Source organism: Vibrio sp. Vb0888 (genome assembly GCF_033338835.1).
GTDB lineage: Bacteria > Pseudomonadota > Gammaproteobacteria > Enterobacterales > Vibrionaceae > Vibrio > Vibrio alginolyticus.
On the sequence record NZ_JAWOTL010000216.1, the window covers coordinates 1 to 1,191 of the forward strand.

At 45.8% G+C, this 1,191-nt stretch carries 1 protein-coding gene; it reads right to left on the minus strand.

Features of this window, described 5'->3' with window-relative positions; translation table 11 throughout:
• Nucleotides 1–1,152 (minus strand): MotA/TolQ/ExbB proton channel family protein (locus tag R7P72_RS25130; protein ID WP_318110976.1); only part of this gene is annotated, 1,152 nt, incomplete at its 3' end.
• Nucleotides 1,153–1,191 lie beyond the last annotated feature (39 nt).

A 1,191-nucleotide genomic window follows, 5' to 3' on the forward strand; every position in this document is an offset into this window, starting at 1 on the left:
CGTGATTGCCTGGAAGGTACCGATCATACCCATTACTGTACCTAGTAGACCCAGTAGTGGTGCTACAGAAGCAAACAGTTTGATTGAGCTGATAAAGCGTTCAATGCTTGGTGCATTGCGTAGGATGATTTCGTCCAACTTCGCTTCCAGATCTTCAAGGTTGTCGCCTTTGTGTTCTTGGTAAGCTTGGATAACTTCACCTAGAGGGTTGCCAGGGATAACTGTGTCTGATTTCGCCTGTTTACGCATTTTGCCACCGATGATCTGAAGGCGTAGGAAGCACAATAGCGCGATGATGACACCAACAGCGCCCATTGCTAGGATGACGTAACCAACGATACCGCCTTGGTCAATACGCTCCTGAACGGTAGGGCTCTGTACTAGTAGCGATAGAATTACGCCACGAGATGGATCAAGGAATAGCGGCTCATAAGTGCCTTTTGCTGATTCAAAACCAGCCACTTGGCTTGTGATGTTCTTGCTTGGCTGACGTGATAGTTCTTCGAACTTGCCAGTTTGAGGTACGTAAATGACGTATTTGCCATCTGCAATTGCGTTAAATTCACCTACTAGCGTTACGTCGCGAACGGCTTCTTTACCTTCACCGTAAACAACCGTTGCTTGTGTTGTTGATGTATCACCAGATACGACAACTTGTTGAAGAATAGTGTGCCAGAATGCTTCCAGCTCTTGAGTTGATGGTAGTTCTTTACTTTCTGCCAGTTTCGTCAGCAGTGCATCACGCTCTGGGAACTGAACGGCATTTTGCGAAGCGGCAAACAGCCCTTTAAATTCGCCTGCGTATTGACGAACCACACCAAACATTTCACCCAAGGTACCGGAGCGAACACGCAGTGTTTCGGTTAGTTCAGTTAGTTGCTTGTCATTTTCGTCGAAAGTAGCTTTCAGTTGATCGCCAAGCGCTTGCTGTGCAGCTAGCTCTTCACGAGCCTGTTGTAATAATACAGCTTGTTGGTCACGATCGCGCTTGAAAACAGCTTCGCGTTCTTTGTTTTCTTTTGATTCAACAATGCTTTCTGATTTTACGTTTTTTAGTAGTTCAGAAAGTGTTTGTGGGGTTTCAGCTTGAACGCCAGAAACCATAAATAAGCTGGCTAGTAGACCAGCGGCTAGAGTTTTGAATCCTTTCATCTCTTATTCCTCCCCAGCATATACAGGCAATTTGATTAG